The 17237-nt window shown below is 72.1% G+C and carries 14 protein-coding genes; 9 read left to right on the top strand and 5 right to left on the bottom strand.

The features are described 5' to 3' along the window. The first annotated feature begins 57 nt into the window (after positions 1-57). Positions 58-2238, top strand: coding sequence for a M48 family metalloprotease (locus BM290_RS50840; protein WP_093620334.1), 2181 nt, complete (start codon positions 58-60; stop codon positions 2236-2238). A 317-nt stretch (positions 2239-2555) separates the two neighbouring features. Here the strand turns inward: BM290_RS50840 and BM290_RS35535 are convergent, their stop codons facing one another. Genes BM290_RS35535 through BM290_RS35545 form a run of 3 tightly spaced genes read right to left on the bottom strand, consistent with a single transcriptional unit; the run spans position 2556 to position 4412 of the window. Further along, positions 2556-2915 (bottom strand): hypothetical protein, encoded by a 360-nt coding sequence (locus tag BM290_RS35535; protein WP_143134038.1) that lies wholly within the window; start codon positions 2913-2915, stop codon positions 2556-2558. A gap of 44 nt (positions 2916-2959) precedes the next feature. After that, on the bottom strand, positions 2960-3787 hold the full coding sequence (locus BM290_RS35540; RefSeq protein ID WP_093620336.1) for a hypothetical protein: 828 nt from the start codon (positions 3785-3787) through the stop codon (positions 2960-2962). A gap of 13 nt (positions 3788-3800) precedes the next feature. Next, entirely contained in the window at positions 3801-4412 is a 612-nt protein-coding gene (locus BM290_RS35545) for a hypothetical protein (protein WP_093620337.1), read from the bottom strand. Positions 4413-4752: 340 nt separating this feature from the next. On the opposite strand from BM290_RS35545, the gene BM290_RS35550 reads away from it, so the two are divergent. The 4 genes from BM290_RS35550 (at position 4753) to BM290_RS35565 (ending at position 8852) form a co-directional block, all read left to right on the top strand. Further along, positions 4753-7476, top strand: coding sequence for a sensor histidine kinase (locus BM290_RS35550; RefSeq protein ID WP_093620338.1), 2724 nt, complete (start codon positions 4753-4755; stop codon positions 7474-7476). Beyond that, a complete protein-coding gene (locus BM290_RS35555; protein ID WP_093620339.1) occupies positions 7477-7896 on the top strand; it encodes a roadblock/LC7 domain-containing protein in 420 nt (139 codons plus the stop codon). Positions 7897-7960: 64 nt separating this feature from the next. Beyond that, on the top strand, positions 7961-8272 hold the full coding sequence (locus BM290_RS35560) for a DUF742 domain-containing protein (RefSeq protein WP_239143968.1): 312 nt from the start codon (positions 7961-7963) through the stop codon (positions 8270-8272). Then, entirely contained in the window at positions 8253-8852 is a 600-nt protein-coding gene (locus BM290_RS35565; protein ID WP_093620341.1) for a GTP-binding protein, read from the top strand. The genes BM290_RS35560 and BM290_RS35565 overlap by 20 nt, the downstream gene beginning before the upstream one ends. 5 nt (positions 8853-8857) lie before the next feature. Here the strand turns inward: BM290_RS35565 and BM290_RS35570 are convergent, their stop codons facing one another. Next, positions 8858-10453, bottom strand: a complete 1596-nt coding sequence (locus BM290_RS35570; protein ID WP_143134039.1) for an AfsR/SARP family transcriptional regulator — start codon at positions 10451-10453, stop codon at positions 8858-8860. A 143-nt stretch (positions 10454-10596) separates the two neighbouring features. On the opposite strand from BM290_RS35570, the gene BM290_RS35575 reads away from it, so the two are divergent. The 3 genes from BM290_RS35575 (at position 10597) to BM290_RS35585 (ending at position 14531) form a co-directional block, all read left to right on the top strand. Continuing rightward, on the top strand, positions 10597-11391 hold the full coding sequence (locus BM290_RS35575; RefSeq protein WP_093620343.1) for a hypothetical protein: 795 nt from the start codon (positions 10597-10599) through the stop codon (positions 11389-11391). 113 nt (positions 11392-11504) lie between these two features. Next, entirely contained in the window at positions 11505-12557 is a 1053-nt protein-coding gene (locus tag BM290_RS35580; RefSeq protein WP_093620344.1) for a lactonase family protein, read from the top strand. 249 nt (positions 12558-12806) lie between these two features. Continuing rightward, positions 12807-14531, top strand: a complete 1725-nt coding sequence (locus tag BM290_RS35585; RefSeq protein WP_093620345.1) for a substrate-binding and VWA domain-containing protein — start codon at positions 12807-12809, stop codon at positions 14529-14531. Positions 14532-14723: 192 nt separating this feature from the next. Here BM290_RS35585 and BM290_RS35590 read toward each other — a convergent pair whose 3' ends face one another. Continuing rightward, entirely contained in the window at positions 14724-15944 is a 1221-nt protein-coding gene (locus BM290_RS35590; protein ID WP_177320027.1) for an ROK family transcriptional regulator, read from the bottom strand. Positions 15945-16048: 104 nt separating this feature from the next. On the opposite strand from BM290_RS35590, the gene xylA reads away from it, so the two are divergent. Further along, complete coding sequence (xylA, locus tag BM290_RS35595) at positions 16049-17236, top strand: xylose isomerase (RefSeq protein ID WP_093620347.1); 1188 nt, start codon at positions 16049-16051, stop codon at positions 17234-17236. Position 17237 lies beyond the last annotated feature (1 nt).

Genomic DNA, 17237 nt, shown 5'->3' on the forward strand with positions numbered 1-17237 from the left:
GGTTACCCAGCGTTTTGGCCCTACTCTTGGTGGCCCACCGGGCGGGAGGAGCGCGGGTTGAGCAAGGGTGCACCAGGGGCGGGGCGGTCGGCCGCCGCGCTGGCCGGGTTCCTCGTCGTCGCCGGCGCGCAGCTCGCCGCCGTCCTGCTCGCTCTCTGGGCGGTTCTCTCGCTGCTGCCCGGCGCGCTCGCGGTGCGGATCGGCGTGCCGCTCAGCCTGGCCACGTTCGGCACCTTGGCGTATGCGACGTGGCGTGCCCTGCACACCCGGCACCGCACTCCGGCCGGTGTGGCGGTCGCCCGGGACCAGGCGCCCCGCCTCTGGGCGATGATCGACGACGCCGCGAAGGCCGCCGGTGTCGCCGCGCCCGCCGGGGTGACCGTCGTCGCCGACGCCACTGCGGCCCTCGGCGAGCGTACCCACCTGCTCGGTGTGATCGGCGGCCGCCGCGACCTCTACCTGGGCCTGCCGCTGCTGCAGGCGCTCACCCCGGACCGGCTCACCGCCGTCGTCACGCACGAGCTGGCGCACGGTTCGGCGGCGCTCGGGCGGTGGGCGCCGCTCGCCTACCGCGGCCGGGTGGCGATCGGCCGGGCCATGCCGCGGATCTCCCGGCGCGGGCCGGCCGCGATCGTCCTGCGGTGGTATGCGGGGTTCTACCGCCGGATGGACGCGCCGTTCAGCCGGGCGCAGGAGCTGGCCGCGGACCGGATCGCCGCGGCGCACGCCGGGACCGAGGCCACCGTCGCGGCGCTGCGGGACCTGCCGGCGCTGGCCGGGATGCAGCGGCTGTTCCACGCCGAGTACGTGGGGCCCGGATGGCAGGCCGGCTTCGTGCCGGACGACGTGTTCGGCGGGCTGCTGCGGGTGCTGGCGGCCCGCACCACCGAGATGACCATGCTGCGGGCCCGCGACCCGGAGCCGTCGGGGCCGTGGGACACCCATCCGCCGCTGGCCGAGCGGATCGCGGCCCTGACCGCGGCCCCGTCGTCCCGGTCTGCCGCCGCCCCGTCGTCCCCGTCACCCGGCTCACTCACGGCCCCCTCGCCCGCGTCTGCCGGTTCCGTCGCCCCCGCGGAGCCGGTCGCCCCCGCGGAGCCCGTCGTGTCTGCCGGGTCCACCGATCCGACCGCATCCGTCGCATCCGTCGACCCCGCCGTGCCCCTCGCATCCGCCGACCCCGCCGCGCCCCTCGAGCCCGGCGCACCCGCCGATCCCGCGCCGCCGGCCGATCCCGCGCCGCCAGCCGATCCCGCGCCGCCGGCCGGATCCGCGGCGCCGGTGGAGGAGAGGCCGGTCGAGGACCTGGTGCCCGACCTGCCGGCGCTCGGGCGGGCTCTGCAGGTCGTCGCCTTCCCGGCCCAGGGTCGGAAAGTGGTCAGCTGGGACGAATGTCTCAGCGTGGCGCGTACCTCCGAGATGGAACGTGAGGCCGAAGCGGCGCTCGTCGCGATCTCCCGGGCGGTCGGAAGCCCGGTGCCGGACGCCGGTGAGCTGCTGACCCTGGCCGCCGACGGGCGGTTGCGGACGGCCGCCGAGGCGGTCTTCCCGAAGGCGCCGGCCGAGGAGACCACCTCCCGGATCGTCGAGCTGCTCGGCCTGATGCTGGCCCTCGCCGCCCTGCGCAGCGGTGTGGCTCGGTGGCGGCACAGCTGGACCGGCGCGGCCGAGGTGGTCGGCGCCGACGGGACCTACCTCGACCTCGCCGAGCTGGCGGCCGCGGCGGCGGACCCGGAGACCACCGAGGCGGTGCGTGCCTACCTGACCGAGGCGGGCGTGGATCTGGCCGCGGCGGCGTCCCGGCCGGGCTCGGCGCGCGCGCAGGTCCTCGGTGGACTGGTCAACCTGTCCGCCGACGGGGCGCGGACCGACGTGCTGATCACCGATCTCGGGCTGCTGCTGGTGCCGGGGCTGCCCCGCGGCCGCGGGCCGGAGTCGAAACGGCGGCTGACCAGGATCGCGGCCGGCGGTGTGCCGATCGGTGGAATGGCGGCGCCCGGGGGTGAGAAGCCCGATGCCCCGGCGGGTGACGGTCTTGCCCTTCCCGCGGGCGGCCGGTTCGTCGCGTTCGCCGACGTGGCCGGGGTGACCACAGTGCCCGGTCGGCGTAAGGGCTGGACGTTCGGCATGCGTGCGGGCGGCGAGTTGAGCGTGCGTACGGCGCTCGACACCGACGAGCTGCCGGGCGGCTGGGCGGCCTGGGACGAGGCGGTGACCTTCCTCGCCGGAACCCGCTGAGCCGACCCGATGAGGTGATCCACTGAACCCGGTGGAGGTCTCTCCCGTACCCGAAAGTGAACGCAGTCTCGTTCGCGACGGATGAGCAACCGTCGCGTCACTCGGGGTCACAATGACCTCAGCGAATTGTTCGCTTCACGTACGTCCGGAATGGGTAGGCAGGTATCCGGACGAGGCGGGACGATCGTCGGGCGAAGCGGGGGAGGGGCCGTCATGGAACGAGGGCCGGTGGCGCTCTTCGGAGCCATACTCGCGGTCGGTCTCGGGCCGGCACTGTGGCTCGGCGCCCAGCTCAGTGTGGTCGATCTCGCGCCGAGTCAGCGGCCCGCGCCGGTCGACGAGCAGTTCCCCGGCGCCGACATGGACTTCGGTGGGGCCGGGGCGGGCGAGATGCCGGACGACGACGAGCCGCTCAGCACGTATTCGTACACCCCGCTCACGTCGAGCGCCTCGCCGGTCGCGGTCCGGCCGTCCCCGGTGGCCACCCACGTGAGCGACACCGGCCGGCCGGTTCCGCCGGTGCCTCCGCCGCCCTCGTCGCCGCCGGTCTCGTCGTCGCCGTCGGCATCGGAGAGCCCGTCGCCGGAACCGTCCACGAGCGACTCGGCGACGCCGTCCACCGAGCCGAGCGGGTCCGTGTCGCCGTCACCGAGCACATGATGGACGGTCGCCGTCACCGATCGCACGAAAAAGGGGGAGCCGTCCGGCTCCCCCTTTCTTCTCAGAGGCCGAGCAGGCGGTCCAGGATGTCGCGGTAGCTGCGCAGCTCGACCCGCAGCGCCTCGGTGTCGTCGGTGCCCTTGGCGAACGAGCCGCGGTGGTCACGCAGCGCCTGGCTGAGCTTGTCCACCGCCTCGTCGACCAGGCCGGCGGCGTCGGCGGTCGCGCCCTTCGGGTCGTCGACGAAGCGGAGCTGCACGTCACGCCAGCGGTCGCGCAGCGGCTGGGTGTCGGCGGCCGGGAAGAACGGCAGCGGACCGGACTCGGCCGGCGTCTCGGCGGCGGGCTCCGCCACCGGCGCCACCACCGGGTCCGGCGTCGGGTCCGGCGTGGGGTCCGGCGTCGGGCCGGGCTCGTCCACGACAGCCGGCTCGTCCTGCACCCGATCCTCCGGGTCGCCGTCGTTCGGCGCCGCGGGGGTCGTGCCGGTCTCCGTGAGGTGCGGGTCGTCGAAGGTGCCGCGGTCGTCGAGGGCCGAGTCGACGCCGGTGTCGTCCGGGCGTACCCCCTCGTCGGTCTTGTCGTCTTCGACCGTGTCGTCCTTGTCGGGGAGCTGGTGACGGGGGGTGGTGTCGTCGGGCAGCGAGTGCTTGGGCGCCGGCTCGGCGTCGTCTCGGTCGCGGGTCACGCCGTCGCTGAACGCCACGGTCCGGTCCGCGTCGCCCCCGGTGGAGGCGCCGGCCGCGGTGGGTTGCGGGGCCGGGTCGGTGTCGTGCTGCCAGGGCGAGCCGGCCCGCTGCTGCGGGACGGGCGCGGTGGTGTCCGGGTCGGTGGGGCGGTCGTTCTTGTCGTCGACGTTGTCCTGGGCCTCGTTGGAGAAGAAGCGCATCGTCGGTGCCTCCTCAGCGGCTGGGTTCGGTGGTGGTGTCGGGGCGGGTGGTGTCCTCGGCGGCCGGCCGCGGCGCCGGGGTGGTGTGCGCGACCGGGTCCTCGCCGAGCAGGTCGGCGAAGAGGGCGCGGTAGTGGACGAGCGCCTGGCGCAGGTCCTCGGTCTCGGCCTGGCCGTCACGGCTGCGCCGGCTGATGTCGTGCGCCGAGCGGTAGTGCTCCAGGGTGGCGGCGTGCTCCACGGACAGGTCGGCGAGCCGCTCGTCGTAGTCGCCGGTCGGGTAGCCCCGCTCGGCGATCAGTCGCGTGACCAGCTCGTCAGCGGTCGAGACCGCGTCCTTCGGGTCGTCGACGAAACGGATCTGGACCTCCTCCCAGGCGGCGGAGTAGCGGGCACGGGACTCGGCGGAGAGGGGCTTCAGTTCGAGCTGCGCGTGTCGCTTGGTGCGTTCGAGCAGCTCCTTCTCCGCCTCGGTGCGGCTGCCGGTGTCGGCGACCACGCGGTCGTACTCGGGGCCGAAGGTCTGCCGCAGCCGGCGGCGGCGCGCGGCCTGGACACCGACCACGATCGCGGCCAGCACCAGTAGGACGACGACGATCAGGACGATGGTGGTGGCGGTGGACATCAGGTTCCTCCTTCTTCCGTCCCTGTATTCCCATCCGGCACCACGCGCCAATCACGCCGGCGTGGACAACGCGCACCAGGGTCGTAATCGGGCAGTGTGCGGGCGCACAGTGTCGTAAGACCGACGATCGATGAGAAAAAGATCGCGGGCCGTTCTGGCTGGACAAACAGGAGAGAGGGCAGGGATCGGACAGGCCCGGGAACTAGCTGAGACGGACGTCATTACGTATTCTTTGCCAGCGCTCGCCACGGGCGTACCGGACGTTCCCCCCGTTCCCAGGCGGCCGGTGCCACGGGCGGTCCGCTGATCGTTCCCTGCCGAACCCCTCTGGCGGAGCTTGATGAGAAGCCGCAACTGGTCGATCCGTTCGAAGATCATCGCGATGGTCGCGGTGCCGCTGTCCGCGCTGCTCGCGATCTGGATCTTCGCGACCGTGGTCACCGCCGGGCCGGCCTTCACCCTGCTCAACGCACGGGACGCGGTGCAGAAACTGGGCGACCCCGGGTTGCGGTTGATCGCTCAGCTGCAGCGGGAGCGGCACTTCTCGGCCATCTACCAGGCCACCACCCGTCCGGCGAAGACCGAGCTGGCCCGCGAGCGGGACACCACCGACCGGATCATCGACGAGTTCCAGCAGGCCGCGACCGACACCGAGATGACCGACGACCTGCGTGCCGAGGTGTCCGGCTTCCTGGTCAAGGTCGGCGAGCTGGGCCCGCTGCGCCAGGAGGTCGACGAGCGGCGCACCAGCTATCTCTACCTGGCGCAGAAGTACGACTCGATCATCGAGCTGGGGTTCGACGTCTTCCGTACCGCCGCGGTGTTCTTCGACGAGCGGGTCGACCGGGAGGTCCGTGGCCTGATCGCGGCCTTCCGTGGCCTGGAGTATCTGAGCCGCATCGACGCGCTGCTGGCCGGCGCCAACGCGGGCGGCCGGATCGACAACAAGACCCGCGAGACTCTCATCGAGTACATCGGCGTCGAGCGTTACCTGCTCCGCTCCGGTGTGGCCGACATGCCGGAGAGCTCGCAGGACGACTACGCCCGGCTGGTCATCCACCCGACCTTCATCGACCTCGACATCCTGCAGAACAAGCTGCTCGCGCAGAACTACGCGGGTGGCGCGCCACCGGTCTCCGGCACCGACTGGCAGCACGCGTACGACTACGCCTCCCAGGAACTGCGGCTCTTCGGTGAGCGCACGATCTCGCAGGTCTCCAAGGACGCCACCCCGTTCGCCGTCGACATCCTCGGCAAGCTGGGCCTGGCCGCGCTGCTCGGCCTGATCGCCCTGGGCGCCTCGGTCTACGTCTCGGTCCGTCTCGGCCGCTCGCTGGTCGGCCGCCTGATCCGGCTGCGGCGCGACGCGATCGAGCTGGCCTCCGAGCGGCTGCCCGCGGTGGTCGGCCGGCTGCGGCACGGCGAGATGGTCGATGTCGACTCCGAGACGCCGCCGCTGGCGTACGGGCAGGACGAGATCGGCCAGCTCGGCCGGGCGTTCAGCGACGTGCAGCGTACGGCCGTGCAGTCCGCGGTCGAGGAGGCCAACGTCCGGCGCGGCATCAACGAGGTCTTCCTCAACATCGCGCGCCGGAGCCAGACGCTGCTGCACCGTCAGCTGTCCCTGCTGGACAAGATGGAGCGCCGGGAGACCGACCCGCGGGAGCTGGAGGATCTGTACCGGGTCGACCACCTCGCCACCCGGATGCGGCGGCACGCCGAGGACCTGGTCATCCTCGCCGGCGCCGCCCCGGGCCGTGGCTGGCGCAACCCGGTCCCGGTGATCGACGTCGTCCGCGGCGCGATCAGCGAGGTGGAGGACTACAAGCGGGTCGACATCCGGACGATCGCCTCGTCCTCGCTCGTCGGCCGGTCGGTCGGTGACGTGATCCACCTGCTGGCCGAGCTGATCGAGAACGCGGCGTCCTACTCTCCGCCGCACACCCGGGTCCAGGTGACCGGCCAGGTCGTCCCGAACGGGTACGCCGTCGAGATCGAGGACCGTGGCCTGGGCATGACCCCGGAGTCGCTGGCCGAGGCGAACCGCCGCCTGGTGGAGCCGCCCGACTTCGACCCCGCGGACAGCGCCCGGCTCGGCCTGTTCGTGGTCGCCCAGCTCGCTCAGCGGCACAACATCCGGGTTTCCTTGCGGGCTTCGTCGTACGGCGGCGTCACCGCTGTGGTGCTGGTCCCCGGCGAGCTGGTGGCCGGCTTCGACGGCGGGTCCGACGAGCCGACCGGCGCCCTGCAGTGGTCCGGCAGCGGCGAGCTGCCGCAGATCACCGGCCCCGGCCACCGCCCGGCGCCCGACGACATCCCGGCGATCGCCGCCGCGCCGGCCACCGCGCCGGCCGAGGCGCCCGCGCTGAACGGCCATCACCGGACGGCTCCGGAGATCACCGGCCCGGCGCCGAGCACGGTCGCGGCCGAGCTGAGCGCCGAGGGTCTGGTCCAGCGGCGGCGGGTCCGCAAGCCGACGCTGCCGACACCCGCTGTCAACGGCTCGCCCCAGGCGGACCGGACGGTCGACCCGTCGGTGCTCGACGAGCTGGCCGCGGGCCTGCCGGTGGCGCCGCGGGCGGTCCCCCGCAACTCGGCGCCGGCCGTGGTGGAGCCGGATCCGGCCGAGGTCACGCAGGTGATCCCGGCGCAGGTCGAGGAGAAGACCGCCGAGATTCCCGGCGAGACCACCGGCGAGATCATCGGGGAGGACGGCCTGCCCCGCCGGGTCCGGCAGGCGAACCTGGCCCCGCAGCTGCGCAAGCCGGTCGTCGAACCGGAGCCGACCGGCCCGGCCCGCAGCCCCGAGCAGGCGCGCTCGCTGATGAGCGCGCTGCAGACCGGCACCAACCGTGGCCGCGCCGACGCGGCCCGTACCGAGGCCGACGGACACGCCGCGCCGCCTGCCGACGCGACGATCACCGATGCGGCTACCGTCAGTTTCCCGGCTTCCGCGGACTCCGCGGTGGACGGGGAGAAAGCACCATCCGGGCCGGAGGCCGGCGTGAACGGCGATCACGCCGATGGTCCCGGGGAGAACCTCATGCTGGAGAAGGACGCATAAGTGGCACAGACGAAGCAGAGCGCGAATCTCACCTGGCTCCTCGACGACCTGGTCGAACGCGTGCCAACCGCCCAGCAGGCCGTGGTGCTCTCGGCCGACGGCCTGATGCTGGGCGCCTCCGCGGCGATGAACCAGGAGGACGCGGAGCACCTGTCGGCGATGGCGGCCGGTTTCCAGAGCCTGGCGAAGGGGGCGAGCCGGCACTTCGAGGCGGGCCCGGTCCGCCAGACGGTGGTGGAGATGGAGGAGGCCTTCCTCTTCGTCACCGCCGCCGGCCAGGGCGCGTGCCTGGCCGTGCTCGCCTCCGCCGACGCCGATCTGGGCCTGATCGCCTACGAGATGGCGATGCTGGTCACCCGGGTCGGCCAGACCATGGCCGCCCCCGAACGGACGGTGCTGACACCGTCCGACGTCTACTGAGCAGCCGCGTGTGACTCACGACTGGCTGGACAACGACGCGGGCCCGGTGGTGCGTCCCTATGCGATGACGGGGGGACGCGTCGCCCCGGCGGACTGCGACTTCGACCTCGTCGCGTTCGTCGTGGCGACCGTGCCCGATCTCACCTCCGGCCAGCAGTTGCAGCCGGAGCACCATGCCATCGTGGCAGCGGCCTGGGAGCCGATCTCGGTGGTCGAGCTGGCGGCTCAGCTCGACCTGTCGGTCGGCGTGGTCCGGGTGTTCCTCGGTGATCTACGCTCAGCGGGCTTGATCTCGCTGTACGAACCCCCGGCTGCCTCGCAGCCGCATGACGTCGACGTACTCAAGGCGGTTGTCAATGGACTCCGTGCGCTCTGACCGCAACGGCGGCTCGTCGCGCATTCCCGTCGCTCTCAAGATCCTCATCGCGGGTGGGTTCGGGGCGGGCAAGACCACCATGGTCGGATCGGTCAGTGAGATCCGGCCACTGCAGACCGAGGAGATCCACACCGGAGCCGAGGGCGCCGACGACGTCTCCGGTGTGGAGGCGAAGACCACCACCACGGTGACCATGGACTTCGGCCGGATCACCATCACCGAGGATCTGCAGCTCTACCTCTTCGGCACGCCGGGGCAGGACCGGTTCTGGTTCCTGTGGGACGAGCTGTCGCAGGGCGCGCTCGGCGCCGTGGTGCTGGCCGACACCCGCCGGCTGGCCGACTGCTTTCCGTCGATCGACTACTTCGAGCAGCGCGGCACCCCGTTCGTGGTGGCGGTGAACTGCTTCGACACCCAGCACCGGTATGCCCCGGAGGCGGTGGCCCGGGCGCTCGACCTTGACCCGGGCGTCCCGGTCGTCCTCTTCGACGCCCGTGACCAGGCGGCCGCCCGCAACGTGCTGATCGAGCTGGTGGAGTATGTGGCGCGCCGCCAGCTGGCCGCCGCGGCCGCCCGCTGAAACCGCTACAGCGCGGTCTGCTCCGGCGGGACGCAGACCAGCCACGGGGTCAGCCGGCGCACCGTCCGCGCCGGCAGCAGGCCACGCTGGGCCAGCTCGTCGGGGCTGGTGAACGGGCCACGCTGATACCGGTCGAGGGCGATGTGATGCGCCTCGATCGGGCTGACACCGCGCAGCCGGGCCAGCTCCGGCACCGGAGCGTGGTTGAGATCGACCAGCCCGCCGTCGTCGAAGGTGCGTAGCAGATCGGGCCGTCCGATGCCGGCCTGTCGCGCGCCGTCCGGGTTGATCATCGCGAACTGCCGGGCCATGTACCGCTGGGCGCGCGCCTGGCGGCTGTCGCCGGGTATCGCGGCGAGGATCGCCCCGTGCACCGCGGAGACCGGGATGAGCAGCAACTGCAGCAGGATCGCGGCATCCTCGGACGGGGTGGTGTAGTCGCTCTCCAGCGGGCTCGGGTCGACCAGCCACAGGAAGATCACGGTGGCCCAGACGGCGACGTAGCACACCAGGGGGATCGCCTCCCGGAGCGCACGCCGCTGGACCGTCGCGTACGCGAACCAGGCCCAGCTGCCGAACCCGCAGGTGACGACCGGGACCAGACCGGCCAGGATCACCTCCGCCCAGGGGATGCCGTCGCGGCGGGGCGGGAGCGGGATGCCGAGCACCGGCGCCGGGTAGGGCTGCGGAGAGTACGGCTGCGGAGAGTACGGCTGCGGCGAGTAGATCTGCGGGGATGCCGGGTATGCCGCGACCGGTGACGGCGAGACCGGCGCCGGCAGGACGGGCGCCGGAGCCGTGCCGGCCGGGGGAGCCGGATCGGCGGGGATCGGCTCGTTGCGCAGGATCTGCCGGTGGGTCTCCTGGAGCCGCTCGCCCGGTTCGACACCCAGCTCGTCCAGCAGGTACTCCCGGGCGTCGCGGAAGACGGCGAGCGCCTCGGCCTGCCGCCCGCTGCGGTGCAGGGCGATCATCAGCTGCGCCCGCAGACCCTCCCGCAACGGGAACTCCTGCACCAGCCGGGACAGCTCGGACACCAGCCCGGCGAAGCCGCCACGGGACAGCTCGATCTCCGCCCACAGCTCGCAGGCGCTGGCCCGCTCCTCGACCAGCCGGGTCCGGGCGGCGTCGAAGATGGGGCCGGTCAGCCCGCCGAGCGCCTCGCCGTGCCACAGGTCCAGGGCGTCGCGGGCGATCCGGGCGGCCTCCTCCAGGTGGCCGGCGCGGCGCTCGGCGTCGGCGCGGGCCAGCCGGTTGCGGAAGTCCTCGGCGTCGAGCGCGCCGGTCTGCAGCACGTATCCGCCGTCGGTGAGGGTGAGCAGCTCGCCGGGAGTGCGCGGGGACCGCTCCGGGTCGAGGGCGCGCCGCAGGCCGGCCACGTACTTCTGGACGACGTTCGTCCCGTTCTCCGGCGGCTCGTCACCCCACACGGCGTCGACGATGCGATGCGTCGGGACCGGCTTGCCGGGGCTCAGCAGCAGCACGGCGAGGACGGCCCGCTGTTTCGCCGGGCCGAGGTCGACCGGCCGGCCCTCCCGGAAGGCCCGGACGGGACCCAGCACCTCGAACCGCAGTGGGCCGGACGCTGACTGGTCGGTCACCGGCACCCCCTGTCTGACCTGCGGTTTCCATCGACGGCAGCGGAACGGCAGCCGGCAGCAGCATAGCCGCAGCGCATCGGCAGTCGTCTCCAGGAGCCTGTGTCCATCAACGCATCGCGGACCCCGTGAGGAAAGACAAGACGATGAACGTTCTGACCAAGCGCCTGGCCCTGACCGGCGCCCTGCTGATCGCCGGCGCCGGCCTCACCGCGTGCGGCGGGACCGCCGGCACCACGCCGGAGAAGGCCCCGGCGCCGGTCTCCGCCGCTACCACGCTGAAGAAGGGGGTGCCGGGCAGCGACACCCCGGCGTTCCGTTACACGATCAAGGGCGGGCAGCAGTCGTCGACCGGCGTGCTGGACGCCCCGAACAAGTCGGTGACGAGCGACTTCTTCGAGAAGATCCCGGACTCCGAGATCACCCTGACGATGCGCTTCCTGGTCATCGAGAAGCAGGCCTGGGCGCGGATCTCGTTCGACAACGCCCCGTCCGACGCGGGCCTGCCCAGGTTGCCGAAGAAGTGGATGAAGCTGGACCAGGGCAAGCTCGCCAAGGACTCGGCCGAGGACCTCGCCTATGCGGGCGAGACCGACCCCGGCTTCGTGAGCACGCTGCTGGCCGCCGCCACCGGCCTCAAGGAGACCGGCGCCGGCACGTACGCCGGAATCACCGACCTGACCAGGTCCACCGAGGCCGGCATCGTGGCCGAGGGCACCCTCAAGGCTCTCGGCGAGAAGGCGAAGACCGTACCCCTGGAAGTGACCCTCGACGGTGCGGGCCGGGTCACCAAGGCCGTCGTCAAGATCCCGGCGGCCGGCAAGGCGAAGGCGGCCACCTACGAGGTCGTCTACGACCAGTACGGCAAGGCGGCCCCGATCAAGGCGCCCTCGGACGCCGTGAACGCCCCGGCGGACGCCTACGAGCTCCTGAACGGCTGATCGGGAGCATCCGGCGGCACCACCGTCGGCGGCGCGGGCGATCAACGGGGGTCCGCGCCGCCGGCGGTGGTGTCCTGCCGTGCGTTCCCACGGTTCTGTGGTGGGATCGACGCATGGGTTCGAGCCATGAGTACGTCTTCGTCGGCTGCTACACCGGTGACAAGGGAGGTGAGGGGGACGGCATCACGCTGTTGCGGCGTGATCCGGTGACCGGGGATCTGACCCGGCTCGGGCTGGCCGCCCGCACCCCGTCGCCCTCGTTCCTGGCGCAGCACCCCACGCTCCCGGTCCTCTATGCGGTCAACGAGCTGGATCAGGGCACGGTCTCCGCCTTCGCGGTGGCGCCGGACTGCTCGCTGACCCCGCTGACGGTGCGGTCGACCGGCGGGTCGGATCCGTGTCACCTGGCGGTCACCGCCGACGGCCGGCACCTGGTGGTGGCGAACTACGCGAGCGGTTCGGTGTCGGTGCACCCGCTGGACGCCGACGGGGTGCCGGGGGAGCGCAGCGACTCGCTGACCCTCAGCGGCGCCGGCCCGGACCCGGAGCGCCAGACCGGCCCGCACGCCCACCAGGTGGTCCCGGACGGCGCCGACGTGCTCATCTCCGACCTGGGCTCGGACCGGGTGTGGCGGTCCCGGCTGGACCCGAACTCGGGCCGCCTGGGTCTGCCCGAGGTGGCGGTCGAGGCGAAGCCCGGGACCGGCCCGCGGCACCTGCTGCGGTCGGCGGACGGGGCGCTGCTCGTGGTCGGCGAGCTGGCCGGCACCCTGAGCTGGCATCGGCCGGCGGGCGCTCCGACGCTGGAGCCGCGCGGCGAGGTCGCCGTCAGCACGGCCGCCGGCCAGGTCTTCCCGTCGGAGATCACGATGGGCCGGGACGGGCGGTTCGTCTACGTGGCGAACCGTGGACCGGACACCGTCTCGACCTTCGCCTGGGACGGCGACGGCGTCACGCTGATCGCCGAGGTGCCGGCCGGCGGGGTCTGGCCGAGGCACATGGCACTGCTCGGGGATCACCTCTACGTGACCAATCAGCGATCACACAACGTGACCATTTTCCGCATCGACCCGGAGACCGGAATTCCCGGCCTGCAGGGCGAGCCGACCGGCGAACCGACTCCTACCTGCCTGCATCGGTGGAATCCCGCGGTGATCAGGTCATAGGGAAGTTCGGACATTGCGGCGTGTCGGTTGTGAAACCATCTCGAAACCGGCACGCCGCAGGTCGAAGTTGATACCCATCGAGACGGCGTCATCACGCTCGGTGTTTTCTAGATCCGGAAACGCCAATCTGAGTAATTTTCGTCCGAACGTATATGGCATTCAGCTTCGGACATGCGCACTATGGAGCGCGTGTCTGGCCGCCATCGTAGAAACTTCAACTCAAAGGGAGCGGGCGTCGTCGGAGGTGCGATGGCGATAGTCGTCGTCATTGCGGGGACGTACCTGGGCTACCAGAATTTCGCCGACTCGGGTTGCTCCGGGTCCGTGCGTCTGACTCTGGCCGCCGCTCCGGAGATCGTGCCCGCCGTGCAGTCGGTCGCCGATCAGTGGACCAAGGCGGGTGCCGCCGTCGATGGCACCTGTGTCGCGGTCGACGTCACCGAGGAGCTCCCGGCGACGATCGCGAGCGCGGTCACGCGCGACCACTCGGTCGCCCTCATCGGCCTCAACCCGGCGCCCGAGGCGAAGCAGGTCCCGGACGTGTGGATCCCGGACTCCTCCACCTGGCTGCTGCGCATCCAGACCGAGGCCGCCGGCTTCCTGCCGAGCACCGTCACGTCGGTCGCGCAGAGCCCGCTCGTGCTGGCGATGCCGGAGCCGATCGCGAAGAACTTCGGCTGGCCGAACAAGTCGATCGGCTGGGGCGACCTGCTGACCAACTTCAGCGCCGACGAGCCGCTCCAGGTCGGCATCATGGACCCGACACAGGACGCGTCCGGCCTGACCAGCCTGCTCGCGCTCAGCCAGGCCTCCGGCGCTGTCGGCGGCGACCCGATCGAGGCCCTCAAGGCCAAGTCGCGGGCGCTCACCGCGCTGGACGCCAACAAGGCGGTGCTGCGCGACGAGCTGGTGGCCAAGTTCCCGAAGTCGCAGGCCGACATCGGGGGCAGCAACACGGTGAGCGCGGCCCCGCTGTCCGAGGAGGACGTGGTCGCCTACAACGCCGAGCGCCCGGCCATCCCGCTCAGCGCCATCTACATGGAGCCGAGCCCGGCGCCGCTCGACTACCCGTACACGGTCATGCCGCAGGTGGTCGACAAGCAGAAGTCGGACGCCGCCGACCTGCTGCTCAAGGAGCTGCAGTCCCCCGCCGCCAAGAACGCGCTGGCCACGGCCGGCCTGCGCTCGCCGGACGGCACCTACGGCGCGAACTTCCCGGCCCCGATGGGCGCCCCCAAGGCGTCGCCGGCGGTCACCCCCGCCGCCACCAAGTCGGCCGAGGGCACCGCGGGCGCGGCCAGCCTCACCGGCGGCGACCTGAGCGCCGTGGTCGGCGGCTGGATCGCGACCACCAAGCCGGGCCAGGCGCTCACCGTGTTCGACACGTCCGGCTCGATGGCCGAGGTGGTGCCGACCGCCGGTGGCAAGACCCGGGCGCAGGTCACCCAGGCGGCCGCCAGCGTGGGCCTCTCGCTCTTCAGCAACAAGTGGTCGGTCGGCGTGTGGCGGTTCTCCACCAACGAGGACGGCGCGAAGCCGTGGAGGTCGCTGGTCGGCATCACGTCGCTGACCACCGGCCGGGAGAAGCTGCAGAACTCGATCGCCCAGCTCGACCCGAAGCAGAACGGCGGCACCGGCCTCTACGACACGGTCGTCGACGCGTACAACCACGTGAAGAAGAACTACTCACCGCAGAAGATCAACTCGGTCATCCTCTTCACCGACGGCGAGAACGAGAACGCGGACGGCCTCAACAAGGAGCAGGTCGTCAACGCGCTCAAGAAGGCCCAGGACCCGAAGAAACCGATCCGCCTGGTGCTCATCGGCATCGGCGACAAGGTCAGTGTGGACGAGCTGAAGATGCTGCGGGACGCTCTCCCGAACAGCAACAGCGGCGTCTTCCTGGCCCCCGACCCGACGAAGATCACCAGCATCTTCGCCCAGGCCATCGGATCGCGAACCGGCGTCATCTAGCCACCGCAGCGCCACGGCCGCCGTCCCTCACCGAGGGCCGGCGGCCGTCGCCTTTCCGCCACCTTCCGGCCCTTCAGGATCAAACCCCCGCGGCGGTACGGTCGACGCGCCCCGCCGCGCGCAAGAGGCCTCGACACCGGCCCGTGCCCCACCGGACGCCGGGACTCCGTGACGCCCACGGCGCCCGGTCCGTCAGGAAAGGCGGCGCAGCCAGGCGGCGGGGTCCTCGCGCACCGCGCGGATGATCGTGTCCGCCGCGCCCCGCATCGCCGCGTCCGGCCCGAGCGCCGCCGGGCGCAGTGTGACCGGCGCGAGTCCCGCGGTGAGCACCCGCCGCCGCAGCTCGGCCTCGATCCCGTCGCGCAGCGAACCGAAGATCGGCGCATAGGCCCCACCGAGCACGATCACCGGCACGTCGAGCAGGTTGACCACAGCGGACAGTGCGATGCCCAGCGCGGCGGCGGCCAGTTGCTCGTCCCGGGCCAGGGCCTCCTGCCCGGCATACTGTTCGAGGCAGCCACGTGCGCCGCACCGGCACGGCCGCCCGTCGGGATAGACGGTGACGTGCCCGATCTCACCGCTCCAGCCTCGCACCCCGCGATAGAGCTCGCCGTCGATCACGAGCCCCGCGCCGATGCCGATCTCCCCGGAGATGTAGAGGAACGAACGCCGATCCCAGGGGTGACCCGGGATCGGGAGATCCCCCGCGGCAGCGGCAGCGGGGTCCGGCGCGGCGCCGGCCGGGGCGGTGACACCGGGCGCCGCGGCGGCGATGGCCTGAGCTGTGGGGGCGGCGGTGCCGGTGGGAGGCGGGCCGCCGGTGACTCGCAGCTCGCCGAGGGCGGCCAGGTTGGCCTCGTTGTCGACGGTGATCGGGAGGCCGGCCAGTTCCGGGACGGCGCGGAGCGCGGCCACCGCGTCGACGTCCTGCCAGCCGAGGTTGGGCGCTACCCGGACCACGCCGCCGGCGACCAGGCCGGGGACGGCGAGGGCGGCGCCGGCGACGATGAGCCCGTCGGCCTCGGCGGCGTGCCGGGCGGTGGCGGCGAGCCGGCCGAGCGCCGCGAGGGCCTGGGCCGGGTCGGCGGGCCGCTGGTCGGCGCGTTCGACGTGGCGGTGGCGGACGGCGCCGGTCAGGTCGACCACGCAGGCGGCCAGGTAGTCGACGTTGATCTCCAGCCCGAGCCCGGCCGGTCCGGCGGAGGTGAGGGTGAGCCCGACGGCGGGGCGGCCGGCGCCGGTACGCGGGGGCGGGTCGACCTCGACGAGGAGACCGCCGGCAACTAGATCGTCGACCAGGGCAGAAACGGTCGCACGGGTCAATCCGGTGGCCGTGGCGACCGCTGCCCGGGATGGCGGATCTGTGCTGTTTGCCACGGTGTGCAGCACGAGCGCGAGATTATGGGCGCGCACGCTCGCTTGGCGAACCGGAGTCGTGGAAGCGGCCAACACGCCCTTGACAGTGCCATACCGCGGTCAAATAATTCAACCACTAAACAATTTCCGGGAGGTTACCCGTGTCCGTCCAGCCCACACGCGACGACAAGTTCTCCTTCGGCCTCTGGACCGTCGGCTGGCAGGCCCGCGACCCGTTCGGGGACGCCACCCGCCCGGCTCTGGACCCGGTCGAGGCCGTTCACAAGCTCGCCGAGATCGGCGCCTACGGCATCACGTTCCACGACGACGACCTGGTCCCGTTCGGCGCCGACGCGCAGACCCGGGACGGCATCGTCGCCGGCTTCAAGAAGGCGCTCGACGAGACCGGCCTGATCGTGCCGATGGTGACCACCAACCTGTTCACCCACCCGGTGTTCAAGGACGGCGGCTTCACCAGCAACGACCGCAACGTGCGCCGCTACGCGCTGCGCAAGGTGCTGCGCCAGATGGACCTCGGCGCCGAGCTGGGCGCCAAGACCCTGGTGCTCTGGGGCGGCCGGGAGGGCGCGGAGTACGACTCGGCCAAGGACGTGCAGGCCGCGCTCGACCGCTACCGTGAGGCCCTCAACCTGCTCGCGCAGTACTCGGAGGACCGTGGCTACGGCTTCCGCTTCGCCATCGAGCCGAAGCCGAACGAGCCCCGCGGCGACATCCTGCTCCCGACCGCCGGCCACGCCATCGCGTTCACCCAGGAGCTGGACCGGCCCGAGCTGTTCGGCATCAACCCGGAGGTCGGCCACGAGCAGATGGCCGGGCTCAACTTCACCCAGGGCATCGCCCAGGCGCTGTGGCACGGCAAGCTGTTCCACATCGACCTGAACGGTCAGCACGGCCCGAAGTACGACCAGGACCTGGTCTTCGGCCACGGTGACCTGCTCAGCGCGTTCTCCCTGGTCGACCTGCTGGAGAACGGTGGCGTCGAGGGCGCCCCGGCCTACGAGGGCCCGCGTCACTTCGACTACAAGCCGTCGCGTACCGAGGACTTCGACGGCGTCTGGGAGTCGGCCCGCGCCAACATCAAGATGTACCTGCTGCTCAAGGAGCGGGCCAAGGCGTTCCGCGCCGACCCGGAGGTGCAGGAGGCGCTGGCCGCCGCGAAGGTCGCCGAGCTGGGCGTGCCCACCCTGAACCCGGGCGAGAGCTACAGCGACCTGCTCGCCGACCGCAGCGCGTTCGAGGACTTCGACGCCGACGCCGCGGGCGCGCAGGGCTACCACTTCGTGAAGCTCAACCAGCTCGCCATCGAGCACGTGCTCGGGGCCCGGTAAT

Source organism: Actinoplanes philippinensis (genome assembly GCF_900113015.1).
GTDB classification, from domain to species: Bacteria; Actinomycetota; Actinomycetes; order Mycobacteriales; family Micromonosporaceae; genus Actinoplanes; species Actinoplanes philippinensis.